The sequence below is a fragment of the Halomonas sp. AOP25-F1-15 genome (assembly GCF_052378675.1).
GTDB lineage: Bacteria > Pseudomonadota > Gammaproteobacteria > Pseudomonadales > Halomonadaceae > Vreelandella > Vreelandella casei.
This window is the reverse complement of sequence record NZ_JBQSXV010000009.1, coordinates 35,626-48,993: the sequence shown is the minus strand read 5'-3', so window position 1 is coordinate 48,993 and position 13,368 is coordinate 35,626. Positions and strand designations below refer to the sequence as shown.

At 52.9% G+C, this 13,368-nt stretch carries 14 protein-coding genes; 3 read left to right on the top strand and 11 right to left on the bottom strand.

Translation table 11 applies throughout. The annotated features are described in order from the left end of the window. Positions 1–48: 48 nt before the first annotated feature. The 9 genes from ACT3TF_RS15700 to fadB form a co-directional block, all read right to left on the bottom strand. A complete protein-coding gene (locus ACT3TF_RS15700) occupies positions 49–516 on the bottom strand; it encodes an SUF system Fe-S cluster assembly regulator (protein ID WP_096279295.1) in 468 nt (155 codons plus the stop codon). 333 nt (positions 517–849) lie between these two features. After that, positions 850–1,191, bottom strand: coding sequence for a zinc ribbon domain-containing protein YjdM (locus tag ACT3TF_RS15695; protein ID WP_096279293.1), 342 nt, complete (start codon positions 1,189–1,191; stop codon positions 850–852). Positions 1,192–1,304: 113 nt separating this feature from the next. Then, a complete protein-coding gene (locus tag ACT3TF_RS15690; RefSeq protein WP_096279291.1) occupies positions 1,305–1,781 on the bottom strand; it encodes a YbhB/YbcL family Raf kinase inhibitor-like protein in 477 nt (158 codons plus the stop codon). Between the two features lie 36 nt (positions 1,782–1,817). Then, on the bottom strand, positions 1,818–2,381 hold the full coding sequence (locus tag ACT3TF_RS15685; protein WP_096279289.1) for a hypothetical protein: 564 nt from the start codon (positions 2,379–2,381) through the stop codon (positions 1,818–1,820). 23 nt (positions 2,382–2,404) lie between these two features. Further along, positions 2,405–2,779, bottom strand: a complete 375-nt coding sequence (locus ACT3TF_RS15680; protein ID WP_441683860.1) for a thiol-disulfide oxidoreductase DCC family protein — start codon at positions 2,777–2,779, stop codon at positions 2,405–2,407. Between the two features lie 91 nt (positions 2,780–2,870). Next, the gene (locus ACT3TF_RS15675) at positions 2,871–4,181 is read right to left on the bottom strand and encodes an arsenic transporter (RefSeq protein ID WP_441683862.1); all 1,311 of its coding nucleotides are present in this window, start codon (positions 4,179–4,181) and stop codon (positions 2,871–2,873) included. Between the two features lie 111 nt (positions 4,182–4,292). Further along, positions 4,293–4,694: an arsenate reductase (glutaredoxin) gene (gene arsC / locus ACT3TF_RS15670; protein WP_096279285.1), complete on the bottom strand. Its 402-nt coding sequence runs from the start codon at positions 4,692–4,694 to the stop codon at positions 4,293–4,295. A 121-nt stretch (positions 4,695–4,815) separates the two neighbouring features. Beyond that, positions 4,816–5,994, bottom strand: coding sequence for an acetyl-CoA C-acyltransferase FadA (fadA, locus tag ACT3TF_RS15665; RefSeq protein WP_444672501.1), 1,179 nt, complete (start codon positions 5,992–5,994; stop codon positions 4,816–4,818). A 23-nt stretch (positions 5,995–6,017) separates the two neighbouring features. Beyond that, complete coding sequence (gene fadB, locus ACT3TF_RS15660; protein WP_444672500.1) at positions 6,018–8,204, bottom strand: fatty acid oxidation complex subunit alpha FadB; 2,187 nt, start codon at positions 8,202–8,204, stop codon at positions 6,018–6,020. A gap of 230 nt (positions 8,205–8,434) precedes the next feature. Here fadB and ACT3TF_RS15655 point away from each other — a divergent pair, with 230 nt between their 5' ends. Together ACT3TF_RS15655 and slyA are read left to right on the top strand one after the other, a co-directional pair. Then, positions 8,435–9,580 (top strand): DUF5924 family protein, encoded by a 1,146-nt coding sequence (locus tag ACT3TF_RS15655; protein ID WP_444672499.1) that lies wholly within the window; start codon positions 8,435–8,437, stop codon positions 9,578–9,580. Positions 9,581–9,665: 85 nt separating this feature from the next. Beyond that, on the top strand, positions 9,666–10,160 hold the full coding sequence (gene slyA, locus ACT3TF_RS15650; protein ID WP_096279277.1) for a transcriptional regulator SlyA: 495 nt from the start codon (positions 9,666–9,668) through the stop codon (positions 10,158–10,160). A gap of 26 nt (positions 10,161–10,186) precedes the next feature. Here the strand turns inward: slyA and ACT3TF_RS15645 are convergent, their stop codons facing one another. Further along, positions 10,187–10,738, bottom strand: a complete 552-nt coding sequence (locus tag ACT3TF_RS15645; protein WP_444672497.1) for a preprotein translocase subunit YajC — start codon at positions 10,736–10,738, stop codon at positions 10,187–10,189. A 153-nt stretch (positions 10,739–10,891) separates the two neighbouring features. Between ACT3TF_RS15645 and ACT3TF_RS15640 the strand changes: the two genes are divergently transcribed. Further along, positions 10,892–11,344 (top strand): universal stress protein, encoded by a 453-nt coding sequence (locus tag ACT3TF_RS15640; protein ID WP_096279273.1) that lies wholly within the window; start codon positions 10,892–10,894, stop codon positions 11,342–11,344. A 61-nt stretch (positions 11,345–11,405) separates the two neighbouring features. Here the strand turns inward: ACT3TF_RS15640 and ACT3TF_RS15635 are convergent, their stop codons facing one another. Beyond that, positions 11,406–13,322 carry an ATP-binding cassette domain-containing protein gene (locus ACT3TF_RS15635; RefSeq protein WP_096279271.1) on the bottom strand — a complete coding sequence of 639 codons (1,917 nt, stop codon included), beginning with the start codon at positions 13,320–13,322 and terminating at the stop codon, positions 11,406–11,408. Between the last annotated feature and the right edge of the window lie 46 nt (positions 13,323–13,368).

Sequence of the window (13,368 nt, the reverse complement as noted above, 5' to 3'; positions counted from 1 at the left end):
TGGCGAGTTCGGCTCGCCGTCAAAATGAGTAAGGCCTGTTTTACGTCGCTAGGAAGCCGACGCTGTCGACAGGCTGATCGTTTGAATAGGCAGTTGCACCGGCAGTTTTATCGGCGCTGTATCCGCCAGGTGCGCGAGCGTTACGCTTTCTAGCAACGTTCGCATTGCCAGTGAAACTCGCTGCCAGTTGTCTGCCACACCGCAGGTAGCCACAAGTTCGCAATCGCCTTCTGCCTGACTGCATTCGGTCATGGCGACAGGGCCTTCAATGGCCGCAATAATGTCAGCAGCGCTAATCTGCGACGCCGGTCGCGCTAGGCGATAGCCGCCTTGCGATCCTCGCTGGGAAACAAGCAAGCCAGCGCGCACCAGCATTTTGAGCGTTTTGCTCACAGTCGGGTGTGGCAACTGCACAGCGTCCGCTAACTCTGCCGCTGCATGCGATGCCTGAGAGTGACGGGCAATTTGCGCCATCACCACAGCGGCATAGTCTGTCAGCCGAGAAAGCTTGAGCATGTCACTCCCCTTCATATACATAAAACGCAGTCGATCAAATGAACGCCACGTCAATTGAGGACCATTTTAGTCCTGTATAAATTTGATGTGAAGCCCTTGAGCAAAATGGTTAGCAATTTGCGCGAAATATAAGCACGTTCGGCGCTGATAGCATCAAAAACAACAATCATTATCATTTAAAAAAGCTATTGGTTTATTTTACTCTCCCCCTGGGATTTGCATATAACCACCGGACAGCAATGCTGCGCATGGCTACCAGAGAGCTTGGGAATAAAAAAATAGCCCATTGAAATCAATGGACTATTTTATTAATAATACTTGGTAGCAGTGAGCTCAGGCTTTTTTGACAAACTCAGATTTCAACTTCATCGGGCCGATGCCATCAATTTTACAATCGATGTCATGATCCCCCTCTACCAGGCGGATGCTTTTGACTTTGGTGCCTACTTTAACGACCAGTGAGCTACCTTTTACCTTTAAATCCTTAATGACCGTTACGCTATCGCCATCGACCAACGGATTGCCATTCGCATCACGCACGCCGGATGCGTCATCAGCGCCCTCTTCTTCTGCTACCTTTGACCACTCGTGACCGCACTCTGGGCACACGTATTGAAGCCCGTCATCGTAGCTAAATTCAGAGGCACAGGCAGGACAGTTAGGAAGATCACTCATCAGACGACTCCATCACTCAACAAACACGAGAACGCGTACAAGCACTCGTATATAGGGGTTCAGAAAGCGATGGAGCCTACACGGGTTGCGTAAAATGTCCAGCCGCTAGCGAATCAACCGCGCTGGTAAGTACCTACCAAGCGATTCATACCCAGCAGGTGCGGCTCTATCTCATTGAGCAACTCAGCTTGGGTCAGCCCTGCTGGAAGCGACGTTTGATGGTCTAACGCTAGCACCCAGAAATAGTAGAGATGTTTGCCATGCCCTTCTGGCGGCATCGGACCACAGTAGCTGCTATTACCACGATCATTCACGCCCGAGGTGCCCACGGCCGTGTTCTCAGTTAATTCTTGAATATCGCCAGGCAAGTTATAGAGCACCCAGTGAATAAAGCCGTAGCTGCCTTCTTTAACCAAAGGAGCGTCCGGATCATGGCATATCACTGCAAACCCTTTGGTTCCTTCAGGTGCACCTTGCCAGGCTAGCGCAGGAGAAATATCTTCACCTTCACCGGAGTATCTGGAAGGAACCGCTTGGTGATTAGCAAAAGCTACGCTAGTAACCTGCATGGTTGAAAGTGCAAAGGCCATCGTTCTCTCCTGAATTATCTTAATAATGGTGGCGCGTTAACGATCAAGCTGCATCGCGTGACGTTGCCACCACTGCTGGGCGATAGCAATGTTGTCAGCGTTATACGCCGGGTCTAACACCACTCCCAGCTGAATATATTCACCACTGGTTCGGACCATAAGCTGCGGATCCTGCGTAGCGAGTTGCAGAGCATAGAGTGCCAGCGCCAGCTCATATTGGTCGGCAGTATTCAAACGAGTAAACAGCAAAGGAATCGCTGGAAGGCCTATTTCGCCCAAACGCTCGGCGGCAATATAAAAAGGCCGCCGGTTATCATAGCCACCATAGCTGGTCACAAAGCGCCTATCCGCTAAACGGCTAACGTAATAGGACGCTTCCTCTTCTGGGCTAATAAACAGAGGCGGCACCCAGTCACTTGCCATCCCGGTAACGGGCATCGCATTCATGCCCGTTACCGGGATGGGCTGCGGGGCCGTTAGCGGCGCCTCACTGTCAGGCTGAATGGGCGAAGGTGCAGGACGTTGCCCGCCGGCACAGCCTGCTAACAACAGACTCCCCCCTATCCCTACCGCCCACATCCATAGCGAACTTCGCTGCATTGCCAGGCATCCTATGCTAGTGCTTAAGTGGGCCAGCGGCCCTGTTTTTGTAGGCGGCGTTTTACCCACCTATCGTAAAGTGCGCGAACGCCCGGTTTTATTCCTGGTAGGCCAAGAACCCAGGCGACAGGCACCAATAATGAAATACGCCTCATTAGTACTCGGTAGGCATCAATACCTTCTATCAGCTCGCCCTGCGCCGTTTCAATATGCAGCGAGCGCAGCGCCATGGCAGGCTCAACGCCCTTATCTCGCAGCGCCTGCTCATTTTCGCTGACATCAAGCCAGCCGATATCATCCGCCTCGTGCCCTAGCCAGCGCTCATAGCGGCGCCGCTCTTTACGGCAAAGCGGGCACTGCGCGTCGTAAAAAATGTTGATAGATGTCTTACTAGGCATGATCAGCTCTCAGCGTTAAGACTCTCACCATGTTAAAACATTTAAGTAGTGTCTTCACTCTAGCAGCCTCGCCATAGTAAGCACTATATGCTTACGCGGCGGGCAATATCGGCAACCACAAAGCCAGGGCGACCAAGGCCGCCAGTAGTACTGGCGGCGTAATCAATAAGCCAATTTTCATGTACTGGCCCCAACCAATTTTGTATCCCTTGCCCGCTAGCACATGTAGCCATAGCAGAGTCGCGAGACTACCAATGGGGGTGAATTTTGGCCCCAGATCATTACCGATTACGTTAGCGTAGATCATTAACTCCTGAGTTCCCGCTGGCAATTTCGCCTGCTCAATAGCCAGCGCGCCCACTAGTGTCGAAGGCATATTGTTCATTACCGAGGCCACAATGGCGGAAAGGAAGCCAGTACCTAACGTGGCGATAAAGTCGCCCTGCTGCGCCAGCCATTCAAGCGCCAAAGCGCCATAATTCGTCAGCCCTGCACTACCCAGCCCGTAGACAACGAGATACATCCCAATTGAGAACAGCACTATCTGCCAAGGGGCACCGCGTAGTGCTCCCGTTACAGAAACGACGGCACCTCGGCCTACTTGCCACCAACGCCCGGCAATAGCCATCAACAGAATGGCGCCTGTTCCCGTCACAAACGCGATTGGGATCCCTAACGGGGCAGTCACAAAATAGGCAATAAGCAGTACCGCTAGCAATGGGAATGCTGCGCGAAATACGAGGGGATCTTTGATGGCCGAAACCGGCGCGTCAAGATTTTCGACACTATAGCGTGTAGGAATGCGGCGACCAAATACGATCCAGAGAACGATCAGCGTTGCCGCCAGCGACACTAGATTGACCGGCACCATGACTGCAGCATAGCGGTCAAAACCGATATTAAAGTAGTTGGCACTGACAATATTCACAAGATTGGAGATCACCAGCGGCAGGCTTGTGGTATCGGCGACAAACCCCGTTGCGATAATGAAGGCGAATGCCGCGGGCGGCTCAAAGTTAAGGCGTAACAAAATAGCGATCACAATGGGAGTTAGCAGTAAAGCCGCGCCATCGTTAGCGAAGAAGGCTGCAATGATGGCGCCTAGTATAACGACCAGTGGGAAGAGAAGATGTCCTCGCCCATTGCCCCAGCGCGCAACATGCAACGCCGCCCAGGCAAAAAATCCCGCCTCGTCTAGAAGCAGCGAAATGATGATTAATGCCACAAAGGTGAAGGTAGCATCCCAGACAATCCCCCACACTATCGCGACATCCCCCAGCTGCACGACGCCCATTAACAGCGCCACTAAAGCACCGCCCAGCGCGCTCCAACCAATACCTAAACCTTTCGGTTGCCAGATCACTAACACTAGAGTGACGACAAAAATGGCTAGCGCCAACATGAAATGACCTCGATCAGAGAGTGCTTTGTTTAGCCCGATGAGCAAGCTTTGCGCTTTCAGCGCGTATCGAACAACCATCGACACGATAGGCTGAGCGATTCATAAGTGCCTTTACTCTACGCGCATAATCCCACCGTCTTCTTTAGTCGATATTGCCACCTGGTTGGCTAATAAATCGAGTACACGCTCTGCAGGCCGACACAGCTGGGCGCCTTTGTCCGTAACGACAATCGGACGATTGATCAAGATTGGGTGCGCGATCATGGCGTCTATCAGCTGATCATCGCTTAACGCTAGATCATCAAGGTTGAGCTCATCATAGAAGGGCTCCTTACGGCGCAGCAGCTCTCGAGGGGCAATCGCCATCATCAAGATCAGCTCGACTAGCCGTTCACGGCTAAGCGGGGTCTTGAGATACTCGACCACCTCGAGCGCCTCGCCTGAGGCTTCGAGCATTGCTAGCGCATTACGGGAGGTGCCGCACGCTGGGTTGTGGTAAATCGTCGCTTTCAACGCCTGTTACTCCTGGCTTTAATTTTGACAGTTTACGTTAGTTTGAAGACAGGTATATGGGCATTTTTTTTGCAAAAAAAACGGCACTCAGAAGCGCCGTTTATTACTTAAATACAATCGATTACTTCAAGCGTTCAAACACTGTGGCAACGCCCTGCCCCATGCCGATACACATGGTCGCCAAGCCTAACGTCGTATCGCGCTGCTGCATGACGTTAAGTAGCGTAGTGCAGATACGCGACCCCGAGCAGCCCAGCGGATGCCCTAGCGCAATAGCGCCGCCGTTAAGATTGACCTTATCGTCTAGCGCATCTAGGAAACCTAAATCTTTCAGTACCGGGATGCCTTGAGCAGCAAATGCCTCGTTAAGCTCAACGGTGTCAATATCCGCGGACGACAGACCCGCTGTTTTAAGCGCCTTCTTCGATGCGGGCACCGGGCCATAGCCCATGATCGATGCATCACAACCAGCCACACCGGTTGATAGCACCCGTGCGATGGGCGTTAAACCAAGTGCCTGTGCACGCTCATAGCTCATGACTGCCATCGCTGAAGCCCCGACCGACAACGCCGATGAGGTGCCCGCCGTGACGGTGCCGTTACGCGGATCGAATACAGGCTTCAGGTTCGCCATAGATTCAAGGGTCGAGTCGCCACGAATAACTTCATCGCGCGTCACCATCACTTTAAAGCCGCGCTGGTCGTGGCCTTCTACGCCGATAATCTCATTATCAAAATAGCCCTTTTCCATCGCTGCCTGGGCGCGCTGATGAGAGCGCACGCCAAACTTATCCTGCTCTTCACGCGAAACGCCGTGCATTTTGCCCAGCAGTTCGGCGGTTAACCCCATCATCATGGCCGCTTTGGCCGCGTACTTACTGGCCGCCGGGTTCACGTCAACGCCGTGTGCCATGGGCACATGCTCCATGTGTTCAACGCCGCCGATGATAAAGAAATCACCCATGCCCGCTTTAATATTCGCAGCGGCAATGTGTAGGGCCGTCATTGAAGAACCACACAAACGGTTCACCGTCTGCGCGGGGACCGAGCGGGGTATGCCAGTCATAATCGCCGCGTTACGAGCGATGTTCATGGACTGCTCAAGCGTTTGGTTCACGCAGCCCCAGATCACGTCGTCTACTTCTGATGGATCTAGATTGGGGTTGCGGGTAAACAGCGCCTGCATCGCCGCTGCGGATAGATTCTCAGCGCGAACGTTGCGAAAAGCACCATGCTTGGCTTTTGCCATGGCGGTACGGACACCGTCAACCACCACAATATCTCTCGGACTCAAACTCATCTTTTATCTCCTATGCGTGGTGGTTAGGCTTGGTTGGCCGGCTTATCGCTGGAATAGAATAACTCGCCGTTTTTCGCCATCTGACGCAGCTTGTCGGTGGGCGCGTACAGCGGCCCCAGCTCATCGGCTAAGCCTTCTGCCAATGTGACGAACGCTGCTACGCCCATCGCGTCAATATAGCGCAGCGCACCACCGCGGAAGGGAGGGAAGCCGATGCCATAGATCAACGCCATATCCGCTTCTGCTGGCGTCGCTACAATGCCATCTTCCAAACAGCGCACGGTTTCCAAGCACAGCGGCACCATCATGCGCGCAATGATGTCTTCGTCAGAAAATTCTTTATGCTCTTTCACCACCTCTTTAATCAGAGCGTAAGCGGCTTCATCGGTTACTTTCTTAGGCTTACCTTTTTTGTCTTCCTCGTAAGCGTAAAAACCTTTGTCGTTCTTTTGACCAAGGCGGTCATTGTCATACATGACCTGAATAGCGGTTTTACCCTCACGCGCCATGCGATCAGGGAAACCTTCCGCCATTACCTCATTAGCATGTACGGCGGTGTCTAAGCCCACCACGTCGAGCAAATAAGCGGGGCCCATAGGCCAGCCGAACTTCTCCATCACTTTATCAACATGCTGGAAGTCAGCGCCCTGCTCGACCAGAAAACTAAAGCCGCCGAAATACGGAAACAGCACGCGGTTAACTAAGAAACCGGGGCAGTCGTTAACCACAATCGGCGTTTTTCCCATCGCGCGCGCATAGGCCACGGTGGCTGCAACGGCGGCATCAGATGTCTTTTCACCACGAATCACTTCCACCAGCGGCATGCGGTGAACGGGGTTAAAAAAGTGCATACCGCAGAAGTTTTCTGGACGCTTAAGATTCTCTGCCAGTCGATTAATGGAAATCGTTGATGTGTTAGAAGTAAGAATGGTGTTTTCGCTCACCGCATCTTCAACTTCAGCTAGCACCGCGCCTTTTACCTTGGGGTTTTCAACTACCGCTTCGACAACGAGATCAACGTTACCAAAATCACCATAGGAGAGCGTTGGGCGAATATTGCTCAGCTTTTCAGCCATCTGCTCGGTGGAAAGCTTTTTACGCTCGACCTGCTTGGTAAATAGCTTGCGCGCTTCTTTCAAGCCAAGCTCAATCGCTTCATCCTTGATGTCTTTCATCAGGATTGGCGTGCCCTTAGACGCACTCTGGTAAGCGATACCGCCGCCCATAATACCGGCACCCAGCACAGCCGTTTGTTTCACTGGCTGTGCCTGTTTCTCATAACGGCTGGCTTTCTTTTTAACCACTTGGTCATTCAGGAATAGGCCCACCAAATTGAACGCCACGCTGCTCAGCGCAAGCTTAGCGAATGCCTTGGCTTCAATTGCCTGGGCACGGCCACGCTCTTCACCCGCGCCTTTCTGAATGACTTTGATGGCTTCAACCGGCGCGGGATAATGCGGCCCAGCTTTTCCGGCAACAAACCCCTTGGCGGTTTCAAACGCCATCATCTGCTCAATGGGATTAAGCTTCAGCGGGCTGGTTTTTTCCAGACGGCGCGCTTGGTAATCCAGCTCGCCGCTATTAGCGCGGTCTAGAATGTCGAGCGCCGCCTCTTCTAACTGTTCTGCGGCGACGACCGCGTCGACAGCACCTACTTTAAGTGCCGCATCGGCGCGGTTTTCGGTGCCACCTGCAATCCACTCAATGGCATTGTCTGCGCCGATCAAGCGAGGCAAACGAACGCAGCCTCCCCAGCCGGGGAGTATGCCTAGCTTGGTTTCTGGAAGGCCGATCTTGGCAGTTTCACTCATCACACGAAAATCGGTGGTCAGCAGAACCTCACAACCGCCGCCAAGCGCCAGCCCATTGACCGCCGTGACTGTCGGGAAAGGCAGGTCTTCAATCGCGTTAAAAATGTCGTGAACCTTAAGGTTCATCTCGACGAGGTATTCTTCGCCTTTATCGAAAAGCGTATGAAACTCGGTGATATCGGCGCCTACGATAAACGCGTCTTTACCACTGGCGATGACCAAGCCTTTCAAGCTGTTTTCAACCTGAATAGCCTTCACCGCGTCAGCGAGTTCTGCAACAACAGCGCTAGAAAGCTTATTGACGGACTCATCTTTCAAATCGAAAGTGAGCATTGCGATATCATTACCGCTAGGGGTGTCACGACGTGTCACCGTGATGGCATTGCCTTGGTAGATCATCCGCGTTCTCTCCGCTTTTCGGGCTGGCTCTGAAAAGAGAACCCGCCACACTTTTAGACGACTTTCATACGGCCGTTTGATTGCCTTAGCTTGGTTGAGATGCCTAAGCACGTCAAGCCCTGACTTTCGGCTAATAAATCAATTAATCCAGGCCGAGATTCGCAGTAGATCAGCGCCAAGCCCGGCAGACTGTTAGAATCACACATCTTTCATCATCCAGGTTACCTTGTATGGGCACACTGCTCACACCTTCTCGCATTGCTTCGGCTCAGCGGCGTATTGAAAGTATAGTCGTACGCATAAAGCCTTGGAGCTGGTTATGGCCCCCGATGGCATTCGCCGCAGGCCTGGGAAGCTTTTTTCTAGTCGATCGTCAACAGTGGCTAGGCGCGGCCTTAGCGCTTGGGCTGCTGTTCGCCTGGACACTGCTACTATCAGAAGGATTGATCAGCCGCTGGCTATCTCACCGGGGTCACCCGACGCCACCGCGGGGCGTGGCGACGTTTATTGCGCAAATGATTCACCAAGAAACGCTTTTCTTTACGCTGCCGTTTATTTTAGTCACAACGGTTTGGAATAGCGGGCAAACACTGTTTGCAGTATTAGTTGGCGGCATGGCCTTGTTGTCTATTATTGATCCGCTATATTTCAAAGTAGCTGAACGCTGGCGCAGCCTTTACTTTATGTTTCATGCTATGTGCGTGTTTCTAGTGCTGCTGGTTACACTGCCTATCATGGTGCACCTGACCACCGGTCAGAGCTTGCTGCTAGCACTCAGCATTACCATCGTGGTGGCGCTACCTAGTTTTTGGCATTTATTGAAGCGACGTTCGCTTCAACGCTGGTGCCTATTTTTTGCACTAACATTAGTGCTGGCCTATGGCGCTTGGGTAGGCCGCATATGGGTACCGCCTGCCAGTTTATGGATGACCAGCAGTGCACTGTCGCCCTCGTTCAATATTGAACAGCGACTGCCCGAAGGTTCAATAGCATTAACGCCTCAGACAATTAGTGAAAACGGGCTTTATGTTTATACGGCCATACGCGCACCAAGGGGATTAAGTGAAACCATTACCCATGCTTGGCATCACAACGGTCAGCCCATGGATGTGGTGAAGCTGAATATTAACGGCGGGCGCGAAGAGGGTTATCGCGCTTGGAGTCATAAGCAAAACTTCCCCGATGACCCTACCGGTGATTGGCGCGTTGATATTATGACAGGCAGCGGGCAGCGCCTTGGTCTAATACGTTTTGAAGTCTCAGAGGATAGTCAAACCGCCTCTAAAGCCGATGCACAAATACGCCCCAACGGTCTAAGTGGCTTGAATCTAAGACGTTTCGTGCCCGGAAGTTCTAACAATACTAAGGACGAATAAACAGATTGATTGATTCAGCACCTTGCATTCAGCGGCGTAGCTTATGACAATTCGCCTATACACACTTATTGGTAGCTAGTTGCTTATGGCTTCATCTATTGGTTTTCGCCTTGCCCGTTTGCCACATCTGTGGCGCTCAATCCTAGATCGGCGACTTGCCCCGCTGGGCTTAACGCAAACCCGCTGGGTAACGCTCTATCACCTATGGCGCTTGGGAGAGGGACACCCCCAGTGTGATCTTGCTCGGGTTATTGGCGTGGAGGCGCCTTCACTGGTGCGCACGCTGGGCCAGCTTGAAGAACAAGGATTAGTTGAGCGGCGTGCCTGCGACAATGACCGTCGCAGCAAGCGTATCTATTTAACGCCTGCCGCTATGCCACTACTGGAAAAAATTGACAGTGTTGCTAAAGAAGCCCGCAAAGAGATATTACAAGGCCTAACGGATGAAAATCTTCAGCAGCTGGATGAGTGGCTGACCCTGATTGAGTCAAACGGACTGGCGATACAAGCGCGCGATCAGGATGGCTCTGAAGAAAACTGCCCTGAAGAAAATGATACTGAAGGCGACAGCTCTCAATAAGAGACTCTTCAAGACAAGCCCGCGTCCTAAGGCTTCGCCTCCCTACTGCCAGGCTGCTCTTTAAAACCGAGCGGCCTGGTAATGGGTCGATCCGCATAGCCACGCAGCGCATCTCTTAAGTGCTCAAACACCGGCACATAAGTCGTAAATCGTTCCGCCGTTTGTGACTCCCACCACCATAGCGTCAACGTATATTGGGTCGACTGCACCACCAGCGCATCCTGTGGCAAGCGCTCCAGCAACGTTTTCAAATGCACCGTAGCGCTATCAGGTAACGGGCGTAGCGGCGCTATTCGCCAGCGCCAACCGGCATGGAAAGGCGCTAATGCTTCGCTTGCATTGCTGTCTCTTACCAGCAGAAAATCCGGCCCAGGATCGTCTTGCGGATAGTGCCAGCGATAAGCTGGCATCGTGCCTTTAAAATGGTGAAGCGGAGGCTTTTCCATCTTAATAGTGACGCCTTGACGCGTGATCTGCGAGCGAAGCAATGAGTGACGCTTTTGCTGCGGGCTGGGCTTCAACCACATCACGGGCGCAATGACAAACAGCACAATACCGACAATAATTAACCATTCCATCTCTACATTTCCTTCAACATAAGCCACACTGACTAAGCTAACCTAAAAAACCATGACATAGGTCGTTGTTAAGTAACGCTACGCCATCTAAAGTAAAGGCCATCATCATCGTACAAAGAGTACCTTTGTAACCCACTGCCAAGGAGATACGCCATGAGCTATCACCACATTTTAGTTGCCGTTGACCTAACCAAAGACTCGCACAAAATTCTTGAGCGCGCCGTCGTCATTGCAGAGCGTAATGACCGGGCTAAAATATCCATCATGCACACGCTTGAACCGCTTGGCTTTGCCTATGGTGGCGATATCCCGATGGACCTTACCAGCATTCAAGACCAGCTGGATGAGCATGCCAAAAAGCGCCTGGCTGAAATTGCCGCTCCTCACGTGCCTGAAACCCATCAGCATGTGGTAGTGGGTATGCCCGACACCGAGATCCATCGCTTTGCCGAAGATCATAACGTGGATTTGATTGTCGTAGGCTCCCACGGCCGCCATGGCTTTGCTCTGCTGCTGGGTTCAACCTCCACCGGCGTACTTCATGGCGCCCAGTGCGATGTCTTAGCCGTTCGCGTCGGCAAGAAAGGTGAGAAAACCGACGAGTAATCGAGCCCGCTTTATCAAGAACAAAAAAGGCGCCCATAAGGCGCCTTTTAATTTATCGGGCTTACTCTCCTGCGGCCATTGCCTCCAGCTCCATCCAGCGCTCCATCGCTGTTTCTAACTGCTTTTGCACGGCTTCGAGCTGCTGCAACTTAGCTGCGACGGTGTCGGCGTCCTGCTGATAAAACGCTGGGTCACCTATCGCATTTTCTAACGTTTCTACCTCGCCCTCAAAACGTTCAATGTCAGCGGGCAACGTATCTAACTCACGCTGCAAATTGTAAGAGAGCTTGACGCTTTTTTTGGCAGGTGCCGCCGAGATTTCAGGCGCTTTTTTGGGCGCCTCTGAGGTCGGTTCAGTACGCTGCCGCGCTGCCCCTTCCCAAGGCGCCGGCGGCAACTTACCGCCCTGACGAATCCAGTCGGTGTAGCCGCCCACATATTCACGCACCACGCCCTCGCCTTCAAAGGCCAGCATGCTGGTGACAACGTTATCCATAAAGGTTCGGTCGTGGGATACCAGCAGCAGCGTGCCATCGAAATCAAGTAGCAGCTCTTCAAGCAGCTCAAGGGTTTCCATGTCGAGGTCGTTGGTAGGCTCATCGAGCACTAATACGTTGGCCGGCTGGGTAAATAGCTTGGCGAGCAGAAGTCGATTAGATTCACCACCGGAAAGTGCTTTCACCGGCTGGCGTACCCGCTCAGGCGTGAACAAGAAGTCCTGAAGGTAGCTCATCACATGGCGATCTTTACCACCAACGCTCACCCGGTCACTGCCCTGAGCAACGTTGTCGTAAACCGTTTTGTCCAGTTCAAGCCCGGCGCGCAGCTGGTCAAAATAGGCCACCTTCAGATTGGTGCCCATCTGAACGCTACCCTCGGTTGGCTCAAGCTCGCCCAACAATATTTTCAGCAGCGTGGTTTTACCCGCCCCGTTGCGCCCTAAGAAACCGATTCGGTCACCACGCAGTATTTCGAGATTCATGCCACGCAGCACAACGTCATCGCCAAACCGCTGAGTGACGCCTTTCAGCTCCACGATGCGCTTGCCGGTGCGCTCTCCACGGTCTACCGTCAGGTTAGCATTGCCTTGGCGCTCACGACGCTGACTGCGCTCATTGCGCATGGCCTCTAAAGCCCGCACACGGCCTTCATTGCGCGTACGCCGTGCTTTGACGCCCTGGCGAATCCAGACTTCCTCTTGCGCTAACTTTTTATCAAACTCGGCATTTTCACGCGCTTCAACTTCAAGCTCGTGCTGCTTACGGGCTTGATACTCGACGTACTTACCGGGGTAACGACCCAGTTGACCACGGTCTAGCTCCAGAATACTGGTCGCCAACTTAGATAAAAACGCCCGGTCATGGGTAATCAGCAGCACAGCGCCGTTAAACGACAGCAGCTGTTCTTCTAGCCAAGCAATAGTGTCTAAGTCCAGATGGTTGGTCGGCTCATCGAGCAGCAGCAAATCAGGCTCAGCGACTAACGCGCGTGCAAGCGCCACGCGCCGACGCCAGCCACCGGAAAGCGCGCTCATTTGCGCCTCAGGCGGTAAGCCCAAACGGGTTAATACGGTATCAATACGCTGGTGATACGACCAGCCGTCAATAGCTTCCAGGCGCGTTTGCAGCGTCGCCATGCGATCCATATCAGGGTCAGGATCATTGATAAGATGATCATACTCAGAGAGCAGTTCACCGGCTTCGGGCAACCCTTGGGCGACCATATCGAAAATAGTGAGGCCGGATGACTCCGGCAACTCCTGTGCAAGCACACCGATCTTGAGACCGGGGGCACGCCAGATGGAACCATCGTCGGGTAAAATATCGCCCGCTACCAGTTTTAGTAGGGTGGACTTGCCGGTGCCATTGCGACCGACCAGCGCGAGGCGTTCGCCTTTTTCAACCGTCAGATCGGCGCGATTGAGCAGTACATGGGTGCCATAGGCGAGTTGCAGCTGTTCGAGTCGTAACAGGGCCACGCGGAGTCCTCCTTAATCATAAGGCGCACAGTGTAACGCATGCGCG

What these genes read in the sequence shown, in the direction of transcription:
- ACT3TF_RS15700 (WP_096279295.1), bottom strand. Translation starts at nt 516, where the DNA reads ATGCTCAAGCTTTCTCGGCTGACAGACTATGCCGCTGTGGTGATGGCG.
- ACT3TF_RS15695 (WP_096279293.1), bottom strand. Translation starts at nt 1,191, where the DNA reads ATGAGTGATCTTCCTAACTGTCCTGCCTGTGCCTCTGAATTTAGCTAC.
- ACT3TF_RS15690 (WP_096279291.1), bottom strand. Translation starts at nt 1,781, where the DNA reads ATGGCCTTTGCACTTTCAACCATGCAGGTTACTAGCGTAGCTTTTGCT.
- ACT3TF_RS15685 (WP_096279289.1), bottom strand. Translation starts at nt 2,381, where the DNA reads ATGCAGCGAAGTTCGCTATGGATGTGGGCGGTAGGGATAGGGGGGAGT.
- ACT3TF_RS15680 (WP_441683860.1), bottom strand. Translation starts at nt 2,779, where the DNA reads ATGCCTAGTAAGACATCTATCAACATTTTTTACGACGCGCAGTGCCCG.
- ACT3TF_RS15675 (WP_441683862.1), bottom strand. Translation starts at nt 4,181, where the DNA reads ATGTTGGCGCTAGCCATTTTTGTCGTCACTCTAGTGTTAGTGATCTGG.
- fadA (WP_444672501.1), bottom strand. Translation starts at nt 5,994, where the DNA reads ATGAGTTTGAGTCCGAGAGATATTGTGGTGGTTGACGGTGTCCGTACC.
- fadB (WP_444672500.1), bottom strand. Translation starts at nt 8,204, where the DNA reads ATGATCTACCAAGGCAATGCCATCACGGTGACACGTCGTGACACCCCT.
- ACT3TF_RS15655 (WP_444672499.1), top strand. Translation starts at nt 8,435, where the DNA reads ATGGGCACACTGCTCACACCTTCTCGCATTGCTTCGGCTCAGCGGCGT.
- slyA (WP_096279277.1), top strand. Translation starts at nt 9,666, where the DNA reads ATGGCTTCATCTATTGGTTTTCGCCTTGCCCGTTTGCCACATCTGTGG.
- ACT3TF_RS15645 (WP_444672497.1), bottom strand. Translation starts at nt 10,738, where the DNA reads ATGGAATGGTTAATTATTGTCGGTATTGTGCTGTTTGTCATTGCGCCC.
- ACT3TF_RS15640 (WP_096279273.1), top strand. Translation starts at nt 10,892, where the DNA reads ATGAGCTATCACCACATTTTAGTTGCCGTTGACCTAACCAAAGACTCG.